This window comes from Gammaproteobacteria bacterium, assembly GCA_033720895.1.
Lineage (GTDB): Bacteria > Pseudomonadota > Gammaproteobacteria > Natronospirales > JAJUFS01 > JAWWBS01.
Genome location: JAWWBS010000074.1, coordinates 1 through 9,127, shown reverse-complemented (window position 1 = coordinate 9,127; position 9,127 = coordinate 1). Strand labels below are relative to the sequence as shown.

General features: G+C 61.5%; 11 protein-coding genes. 5 read left to right on the top strand and 6 right to left on the bottom strand.

Annotated elements, in window-relative coordinates; translation table 11 throughout:
* Positions 1–615 (top strand): glycosyltransferase (locus R3217_09595; GenBank protein ID MDX1455697.1); only part of this gene is annotated, 615 nt, incomplete at its 5' end.
* A gap of 67 nt (positions 616–682) precedes the next feature.
* Here R3217_09595 and R3217_09590 read toward each other — a convergent pair.
* The 3 genes from R3217_09590 to R3217_09580 all read right to left on the bottom strand — a co-directional run bounded on the left by R3217_09590 (position 683) and on the right by R3217_09580 (position 3,269).
* Positions 683–2,101, bottom strand: a complete 1,419-nt coding sequence (locus tag R3217_09590) for a TolC family outer membrane protein (protein MDX1455696.1) — start codon at positions 2,099–2,101, stop codon at positions 683–685.
* A 117-nt stretch (positions 2,102–2,218) separates the two neighbouring features.
* Positions 2,219–2,596 carry a rhodanese-like domain-containing protein gene (locus R3217_09585; protein ID MDX1455695.1) on the bottom strand — a complete coding sequence of 126 codons (378 nt, stop codon included), beginning with the start codon at positions 2,594–2,596 and terminating at the stop codon, positions 2,219–2,221.
* The gene (locus R3217_09580) at positions 2,586–3,269 is read right to left on the bottom strand and encodes a protein-L-isoaspartate O-methyltransferase (protein ID MDX1455694.1); all 684 of its coding nucleotides are present in this window, start codon (positions 3,267–3,269) and stop codon (positions 2,586–2,588) included. Before R3217_09580 ends, R3217_09585 begins: the two co-directional genes overlap by 11 nt.
* A gap of 233 nt (positions 3,270–3,502) precedes the next feature.
* On the opposite strand from R3217_09580, the gene thiC reads away from it, so the two are divergent.
* Positions 3,503–5,377, top strand: coding sequence for a phosphomethylpyrimidine synthase ThiC (gene thiC, locus R3217_09575; GenBank protein ID MDX1455693.1), 1,875 nt, complete (start codon positions 3,503–3,505; stop codon positions 5,375–5,377).
* Positions 5,378–5,571: 194 nt separating this feature from the next.
* On the opposite strand, the gene R3217_09570 is transcribed toward thiC, so the two are convergent.
* A complete protein-coding gene (locus R3217_09570; GenBank protein MDX1455692.1) occupies positions 5,572–6,297 on the bottom strand; it encodes a hypothetical protein in 726 nt (241 codons plus the stop codon).
* 199 nt (positions 6,298–6,496) lie between these two features.
* On the opposite strand from R3217_09570, the gene R3217_09565 reads away from it, so the two are divergent.
* The 3 genes from R3217_09565 to R3217_09555 all read left to right on the top strand — a co-directional run bounded on the left by R3217_09565 (position 6,497) and on the right by R3217_09555 (position 8,173).
* Entirely contained in the window at positions 6,497–7,261 is a 765-nt protein-coding gene (locus R3217_09565) for a class I SAM-dependent methyltransferase (GenBank protein MDX1455691.1), read from the top strand.
* 71 nt (positions 7,262–7,332) lie between these two features.
* The gene (locus tag R3217_09560; GenBank protein ID MDX1455690.1) at positions 7,333–7,740 is read left to right on the top strand and encodes a cupin domain-containing protein; all 408 of its coding nucleotides are present in this window, start codon (positions 7,333–7,335) and stop codon (positions 7,738–7,740) included.
* A 46-nt stretch (positions 7,741–7,786) separates the two neighbouring features.
* A complete protein-coding gene (locus tag R3217_09555) occupies positions 7,787–8,173 on the top strand; it encodes a hypothetical protein (GenBank protein MDX1455689.1) in 387 nt (128 codons plus the stop codon).
* A gap of 19 nt (positions 8,174–8,192) precedes the next feature.
* Here the strand turns inward: R3217_09555 and R3217_09550 are convergent, their stop codons facing one another.
* Positions 8,193–8,621 (bottom strand): MAPEG family protein, encoded by a 429-nt coding sequence (locus R3217_09550; protein MDX1455688.1) that lies wholly within the window; start codon positions 8,619–8,621, stop codon positions 8,193–8,195.
* Positions 8,618–9,127, bottom strand: a 510-nt coding sequence (locus R3217_09545) for a cation diffusion facilitator family transporter (protein ID MDX1455687.1), incomplete at its 5' end; no start/stop codon positions are given. The genes R3217_09550 and R3217_09545, both read right to left, overlap by 4 nt.

The window sequence follows — 9,127 nt, the reverse complement described above, 5'->3', positions numbered from 1 at the left end:
CAGGGGCGGGCAATGCGCCAGTTGCTGTTCGGCGCTGCGCCGGTGCTGATCGCGGCCAGTACCCGCATTGGCGAAGACGAAGCGGTGCTGGAGGCTTTTCGGCAGGTTCGCGAAAAGCAGGCCGACGCGCGGCTGCTGATCGTGCCGCGGCATCCCGAGCGGGGCACGGCGGTACTGTCGCTTGTCGAGCAGCAGGGCTTCGTGGCCGAGCTGCGCAGTCGCGATCCCCAGCCCAGCGGTGTCGATGTCTACGTGGTCGATACCATCGGGGAGCTGAACGCCTTCCTGGCCGCGGCCGATGCGGCCTTCGTGGGGGGCAGCCTGGTCGATGCGGGTGGGCATAACCTGCTGGAGCCGGCGGTAATCGGTGTGCCGGTGCTGACCGGCCCGCACCACTCCAGCACCCCGGACATTTTCGAGACCATGCGAGCGGCCGACGCCCTGCTGGTGGTGGAGGATGCAGACCAGCTGGGTGACGCATGGAATCGACTGCTGGAGCATCCCGAGGAGCGCGATCGGCTGGGGCAGCTGGCCGGCGATATCGTCGCCGACAATCGTGGCGCCCTTGAACGCCTGCAAGAACTGCTCGGAAGTTTCCTGCAATCAGCGCGTTGAATGTCCTGCCGGCAGCATGAAAAAAGCCCCGCGATGCGGGGCTTTTTTCATGCCTGTCAGTGCTTGTTCAATCCATGAACGAGGCGACCTGCTCGATGTCCTGGTCGGACAGGGTACCGGCAGCCTGCTTGAGTCTCAGCAGGTTCAGCAGGTAGTCGTAGCGGGAAGATTTCCAGTTGACCAGGGCCTGCAATTCAGCGCGGCGGGCATCGAGCACGTCGACCGCCGTACGCGTGCCGACTTCGTAGCCCGCCTGGGTGGCTTTCAGTGCGGTGGAGGCCGATTCGTAGGCCTGCTTCAATGCTCGCGAACGCGAAATCTCGGAAATCACGCCAAGGTAGGCATCGCGGGTATTGGACTCGGTGGTCGACACGGCCAGGTTGAAGTTGGCCATCGCCGCCGAGCGCTGCGCTGCCGCCTGGCGAACACGGCTCTGGGTGGCTCCGCCAGAGAAGATCGGCACGTTCAGCTGGACGCCGATATAGGTCGTCTCGGATTCACGCGTGGTCGACGGAATGGGAATGGTCGTATCGGTAATGGTGTTCTCGGTTTCGTTGTATCGACGCTGTGCCACCAGGTCCAGGGTCGGGTAGTGGCCGGCGCGGTTGATGGCCACCGAGGCATCGGCGGACTCGACCGCAAAGCGATTCGAAATGACTTCCAGGTTCTGCTCGCGCGCCTTGTCGACCCACTCCGTTTCTGACGCCGGGTTCGGCTCGGTCAGTGGCATGTTGTCGACCGGCGTCTCCGGATTCTCGAGGTACTGACCGAGCACCACGCGCAGGCGTTCGCGCGAGGTGTTCACCTGGCGCTGGGCCGCGATTTCATCGGCCACGGCACGGTCGTAGGCGGCCTGCGATTCCTGCACGTCGGTGATCGCGATCAGGCCGACATCGAAACGCTTGCGGGTCTGTTCCAGCTGCTGGCCAATGGACTCGCGATTGACCTTGTTCGCTTCCAGGTTGTCGATGGCCTTCAGCAGGTCGAAGTAGCGTTCCGAGACGCGAATCATCAGCGCCTGCTGGGCGGCCATGTACTCGGCCTCGGCCTTGGCGACCTCGGCGCTGGCCCGGGAGAAATCCTTGAGCTTGCTCCAGTCGAAAATCGACTGGCGCAGGTCGACCGACCAGCTGAGGCTGTCGGTATCGGCCGAGCTTTCAATGCCCCGGATGACGTTCACCGTGCCCGTGGTGGAATTGAAGTCCAGCTCGTCATTCGTCTGCTCTGCCGTGGATTCGCCGGTCGAGGCGGTCGCGGAGATCTGTGGCAGGTAGGCGGCGCGGGCCTGCGGCCAGGTTTCCGCTGCTGCGAGGAAGGTGGCCTCGGCGGCGCGAATCTGCGGATCGTTCTGCTTGGCCAGTCGATAGGCGTCCAGCAGGTCGTCCGCCGAGGCGGGCAGGGCCACCAGGCTCATCGAGGTGCCGAGGAGCAACGCCAGGCAGGTTGCCGAAAGGCGTTGCGAAATACGTGTCGCGAAGCTGTTCATGGCCATTTTCCTTGGTTTTCTTACGTTCCAGCTCTAGGTGTTATAGTGAAGTATATCACCAATACTTTGCTGTGCAACAGGACATTGAGACTGATGAAAGCGGATTTCGTTCCCGCCTCAATACCTGGGAATCGCGGGATCCACGTCCCGCGACCAGGCATCGATGCCGCCAGCGAGGTTGACGATGTCCATGTCCTGCCCCGATGCGCTGTACTGCACCATCATGCAAGCAGCGTGCCAGCTTCGAATTCCGTGGTGGCAGACAAACAGCAGCGGGCGGTTGCGCGGCAGCCCTGGAATGGCGGCAGGCAGGCCGGCCAGCGGGATACGGAGGACATCAAAGGCATCGTCCGGCAGGCTGGCCAGTGGCCATTCCCAGGGTTCGCGGACGTCGATCAGCAGGGGCTGCCAGCCGTCCGCCATCGCCTTGCGGACGTCCGCGGGTGCCCACTGGCGGACAGCGGTTTGGGGGTCGGGGGTGTCCTCAGAGGACAAAGGTCTTGGGATTCCAGGCGTTCTTCAGCGGGGCGATGCGGGTATCGAACAGGCTGTCGACCTGCCAGAAATCCTGGGTGACGCGGGTATGCAGCTGGGCTTCCATCATCGGGCCGCTGCCGATGATGACGAACAGCCGGCCGCCGACTTTCAGAGCCTGGCGGAAGCTGTCATGCAGCCGGGGCATGGAGCCGGTCACGGCAACGCAGTCGTACTGCTTGCCGATGCCGTCCAGCGTCGCGGCGTCGCGGCTTTCCAGCGTGATGTTGTCGATGCCCTGGGCCTGCAGGGTGTCGCCTGCCTGCGCCGTCAGCGCTTCGTTGATGTCGACACTGGTGACCTTGTTGCCCAGCCGTGCCAGCAGCGCCGTCAGGTAACCGGAGCCGGTGCCGATTTCCAGGATGTTGTCGCCGTCGCCGATATCCAGCGCCTGCAGCAGGCGGCCTTCGACCTTGGGCTGCATCATTTCCTCGCCTTCCGCCCGGAAGGGTGCCAGCGAGATATTGGCATCGGCATAGGCCAGGTTCCGGAAATCGGCGGGCACGAAGGCCTCGCGCGGCATGGCACGCATCACATCCAGCACGCGCTGGTCCAGCACTTCCCAGGTACGTACCTGGCGCTCCACCATGTATTCACGGGCTTGTTCGAAGTCGATGCTGTTGCTGTTGGCCATGTCGGGATCCGTTGCTGTCCGCGCCGATCGGGGCGGAAAAATCGAAGAATTTCGGGAGCGGAAGCTTACTTTGAAGGACCTCCCAAGGCAAGAATTCGACCCCTCGGGCCTGCTTTCTTCTGCGGGCCTGGCAGGTACAATGGTCGGCCTTTGAAATTGCCAATTCGACCGGGCCGGGAGCATCCCGCCCGGGTAACGACTGCCATCGCCAATACCAGGGCCAAGGATTCAGCATGAGCGCCATACCCGAGGACTTCATCCAGAAAACCCGTGAGCTGGCCGAGGACGTGACCCGGCCCTTCCCCAATGCGAAGAAGATCTATGTCGAAGGTTCGCGGCCGGACATCCGGGTACCGATGCGCGAGATCGACCAGTCGCCGACCAAGGCACTGGACGGCGATATCCAGAACCCGCCGATCACGGTCTACGACACCTCGGGGCCTTATGGCGATCCGGAGGTGAAGGTCGACCTGCGTGCCGGCCTGGCGCCGCTGCGCGAAAAGTGGATCCTGGAGCGCGATGACACCGAGGAGCTCGGCGGACCGACCTCGAGCTTCGGCAAGCAGCGGGCGGAAGATCCGGAGCTGGCGAAGCTGCGCTTCGAGCACATCCGCAAGCCGCGGGTGGCGAAAGCCGGCAAGAACGTCACCCAGATGCACTATGCGAAGCAGGGCATCATCACGCCGGAAATGGAATTCATCGCGATTCGCGAGAATCGCCGCATCGACGAGATGCGTGCGGAATACGAAAAGGCCGGTTACCTGAAACAGCATCCCGGCAACAGCTATGGTGCCAGCATCCCGGAAAAGATCACGCCGGAATTCGTGCGCGACGAAGTCGCCCGCGGTCGCGCCATCATCCCGGCGAACATCAATCACCCGGAATCCGAGCCGATGATCATCGGCCGCAACTTCCTGGTGAAGATCAACGCCAATATCGGCAACTCCGCCGTGTCCTCGTCCATCGAGGAAGAAGTCGAGAAGATGGTGTGGGCGGCCCGCTGGGGTGGCGACACCGTCATGGATCTTTCCACCGGCAAGAACATCCACGAGACCCGCGAATGGATCCTGCGCAACTCGCCAGTACCCATTGGAACGGTCCCGATCTACCAGGCGCTGGAAAAGGTCAACGGCAAGGCCGAGGACCTGACCTGGGAAATCTACCGCGACACCTTGATCGAACAGGCCGAGCAGGGCGTGGACTACTTCACCATCCATGCCGGCGTGCGCCTGCCCTTCGTGCCGATGACTGCGAGTCGCGTCACCGGCATCGTGTCGCGCGGCGGCTCGATCATGGCGAAGTGGTGCCTGGCGCATCACAAGGAATCATTCCTCTATACGCACTTCGAAGAGATCTGCGAAATCATGAAGGCCTACGACGTGTCGTTCAGCCTGGGTGACGGCCTGCGCCCGGGTTCGATTGCCGATGCGAATGACGAAGCGCAGCTGGCCGAGCTGCGCACCCTGGGCGAACTCACCAGGATCGCCTGGGAGCATGACTGCCAGGTGATGATCGAAGGTCCGGGTCATGTACCGATGCAGATGATCAAGGAGAACATGGACATCGAGCTGGAGGACTGCCATGAAGCGCCGTTCTACACCCTCGGTCCGCTGACCACCGACATCGCGCCGGGCTACGACCACATTACCTCCGGCATCGGCGCGGCGCAGATCGGCTGGTACGGCACGGCGATGCTCTGCTACGTCACGCCGAAGGAACACCTCGGCCTGCCGGACAAGAACGACGTGCGCGAGGGCATCATCACCTACAAGCTCGCCGCGCATGCTGCGGATCTCGCCAAGGGCTTCCCGGGTTCGCAGATCCGCGACAATGCCCTGTCGAAATCGCGATTCGAATTCCGCTGGGAAGACCAGTTCAACCTGAGTCTCGATCCGGAACGCGCCCGCGACTTCCATGACCAGACCTTGCCGAAGGAAGGCCACAAGATCGCCCACTTCTGTTCCATGTGCGGACCGAAGTTCTGTTCCATGGAAATCTCCCAGCAGGTGCGCGACTACGCGGCCAAGCTCGAAGAGAAGGAAGAGGGCATGCAGGAAATGTCGGAGGAATTCATGAAGCAGGGTGCCGAGGTGTACAAGAAGACGTAAGTCTTTCCTGTAACGCGTTGAACTCCAGGGAGGCAGCCGATTGGCTGCCGCCCTGTTCCTGCTCTCGCGTCCTGGTCAGGCGTGTTTCGGCCAGTTGCAAAAGGATTGCTGGCTAGCGCCTGTCTGGCCCGAAGCGTCCCGGATTCAAGGCGTACTGGCCAATTGTCACGCGAGACACGCCGATGAGTGTGTCATCAATACCCGTATCGAAGACCGAGCTGCAATCTTTGCACATCACCTTGCATGACGTAGCCAAGTGACAGCTTGACCGAGTTGGCTACCCGGTATTGACCGCCGATTTCCAGGCTGAGTTTCCCGAAATCCTCGCGCCACTCCGTTTCTAGGTTATCCAGGTATCGAAGGTGATTGCGTTCCATTTCACCGTAGATTTCGAACGCACTGCTTACTTTTGTCCGCATCCCAAGCGCCCACACGATACCGGTATCGCCATCGTCCGGCGATTCCCATCTCGGCCACGACTTGTTGCCGCTCCAGGCATAGGAGAACCTGCTCCTTGCGAACATTACCCGTGCCATAAATTCGATGGATTCGTCGCCGCCCGACCAGGTCCTGCCAATGCCGAGAAGGACATCTTCGCGGCGGGTACCGCCGTTCAAATTATCGAAGGAAGGATCCGTCGCGTAGTTATCCGAGAAATAGCCAATAAACGGGACGTCTTCACCTTCCTCGGTGGAATCCTTGGAATAGATCCCGATGATGAAGAAATCGGAAAGGATCGGGAAGCTTGCTTCAACCTGCCGGCCATCTCCGGGTTGTCCGGCAAACCGGTTCTTGTGCAGCTGGAGCTCGACATAGCGTCGTCCGAAGTCCGGTTCCGACGCCTCCGAGTCTTGCTCCATCGCCACTGCCGGCCCCGAGCCCATAACGAATGCGATTGTTGCAGCAATCAGATAACGCATGCTTTTGCACATAACATGTCTTTCCTTGGTCTTGGCAATCCAGATGCGCGCGCAGAGTAGCACTCGCCGGGAGTCTCTTGTACCCGTGCATTTCAAGAGTGGCCGGAATTGGTGGGCTGGCTACATCCAATCTGCTGTCTTGTCGACGTTCAGCCTGCTAGGGTTTCGTCATTCATTTGACGGCTGATGAATTGCTCGCATGATCGACGACCACAAACCTTTCCAGGATCATTTCTCTGCGCATGCCGCGGATTACGCGTCGGCACGCCCGACGTATCCGCCGCGCTTGTTCGAGTGGCTGGCGGAGCAATGCGAGGAAAGGCAACTCGCCTGGGATGTGGCAACCGGCAATGGCCAGGCGGCGATGTCGCTGGCGGAGCATTTCGAAAAGGTGCTGGCCAGCGACGGCAGTGCCGCCCAGCTCGAAGCCGCACAGCGTCATCCTTCGATCAATTACCAGCAGGCGGTGGCCGGCGATCCCTGGCTGCCGGGCGATTGCGTGGATCTCGTTACCGTCGCGCAGGCGGTGCACTGGTTCGACCAGGAACGTTTCTTTGCCGATGCCATGCGGGTGTTGAAGCCGGGTGGCGTGCTGGCGGTGTGGGGGTATGGCCGGGTCGAGGTCAGCCCGAACATCGATCGCATCGAGGAAGTCTTCTACAAGGACGTTGTCGGTGACTACTGGCCGCCGGAGCGTTCACAGCTGGACGCGGAACTCTCCGAGCTGGAGATGCCGGGTGAATCGATCGAGGTGCCCGATTTCGAGATGAGCGTGACCTGGACGGCGCGGCAGTTCATCAACTACATCGGCACCTGGTCGGCCGTGCGTCGGTATCGTGACGCCAAGGGCCACGATCCCCTGGTGTGGTTGCAGGGCGAGCTCGACCCGTTCTGGCGCTCGCATGAACGCCGCCGCGTTCGCTGGCCCTTGTTCCTCAAGGTGTCCCGCAAGCCCGAATCCTAGGCAAGCTGGCAGCTGCTGCTTTCCCGACTAGACTCACAGGCACCATTACTGCTTATGGGGAGGGCTGCACCATGACCAAGCATTGCATGACATTCCTCGCGCTTGCGTTGCTCGCGCTGGCGTTCAATGTCGCCTCATCCGGGCCACTTGATGATTCGGCAAAGCCGAAGCTGGAAACCCTGATGCGTGCCGAGCTGGCGCGTGTGGCTGGCACCGAGGTCATCCTCAGTCGCGTCACAGTGCCGCCGAAGACGTCCTTGCCCAAGCACTGGCATCCGGGCGAGGAGTTCGCCTACATCCTTGAAGGCTCCGCATCACTCTGGCTGGAGGGCGAGGTACAGACCACCTTCGGTCCCGGCGAGGTGCTGAGCGTGCCGCTGAAGAAAGTGCATACCGCGATCACGGGCGAGGAAGGTGCCGTCATCCTGGTGTTCCGCGTTCACGAAAGTGGTCAGCCGGAGCGCGTGCTGGTCGAGTGAATTCACATCATGTCGGGCATGAGGTCCGGCAAGGGAGCGTTGGATGATGGCTGCTCACATATGGTTGCTGGGCTTTGGTTCGCTGGTGCTGATGCTGCTGGGCAGCCTGCATCTCCTGTTCACCTTTCATGGCAGGCGCCTGCATCCGCGTGATCCGGAGCTGGTTGCGCGGCTCAAGCGCGAACACCTGGTGATTACTCGAGAGTCATCGATGTGGAATGCCTGGCTGGGCTTCAATGCCAGCCATTCGGTGGGACTCGTTTTCCTGCCAGGAACCTATCTCCTGCTGGCGACCAGCCAGCCCAAGGTGATCGAGGCTGCCCCCTGGTTGTTGCTGCCCTTGCTGGCGGCCACGGTGAGCTACGTGGTGCTGGCGCATCGCTACTGGTTCAAGGTGCCGCAATTGGGAGCCTGGCTGGCGTTGCTGGCCTAAGGCTCTGCGTTTGGCCTGCTTACCCGCTGATGCCTGCCGGCATGAAGCGGGCGATGCCCCAGACGCTGCTGGTAATCAACAGGCCGAGGTTCGACACGTTGCCAATGGCGCGACCGGTCCAGTAGGCGATGGAGTGCTGCGGCAGCCAGAAGGCGGCGCAGTGTGAAAAGCGACCAAGCAGCAGGATGCCCATCAGCCAGTGAATGCTGGTTCTCTCGACGCCCGACATTTCCAGCCCCGCGACCATCAAGGTGATGATCGGTGCGTATTCGAAGAATTGCGCATGCGCGCGCACTGCCATGTCCATGCGGTTGTCGTTTGCGCCGAACTCACGTTTCTTGATCGCACGCAGGGTGGTGACACCCAGCGTGAGGTGGAAATACAGGAACACCAGCATGGCGAAATAGAAAAACGTGACTTGCGGGAAAACGACCTGTTCGAAACTCATTCAGTATCTCCCTTCTTGTCAGCTTGGCCATCGTCGTAACGCCTGACAGCCTTGACCGGCACGGCACTGGTTTCCACCAGCTCGGGTTGCAGCGTGATGTGCTCGATGGCGTGCTTGTTCGCCAGCATGTTCTTCAGGCCCGTCAGTACGGCATGCCAGGTATTCAGGTCATCGACCAGCACATGGGCCGACAGCGCAATGACATGCGAATCCAGTCGCCAGATGTGCAGGTCATGCACCGAGCGCACGCCGGGCACCTTCGCCATGTCCTGGCCGACCTCGGGCAGGTCGATCTCCGGCGGCACGCCTTCCATGACCACGTGCGTCGCTTCCAGCAGCAGCCGAATCGCCGCCACCGAGATCAGCGCCGCGATGAACAGCGACAGGATCGGGTCGATCAGCGTCCAGCCGCTGAACATGATCACGGCGCCGGATGCCAGCGCGGCGACAGAGCCGAGCAGGTCGCCCATGACATGCAGCAGGGCACCGCGGGTGTTGATGGTCTT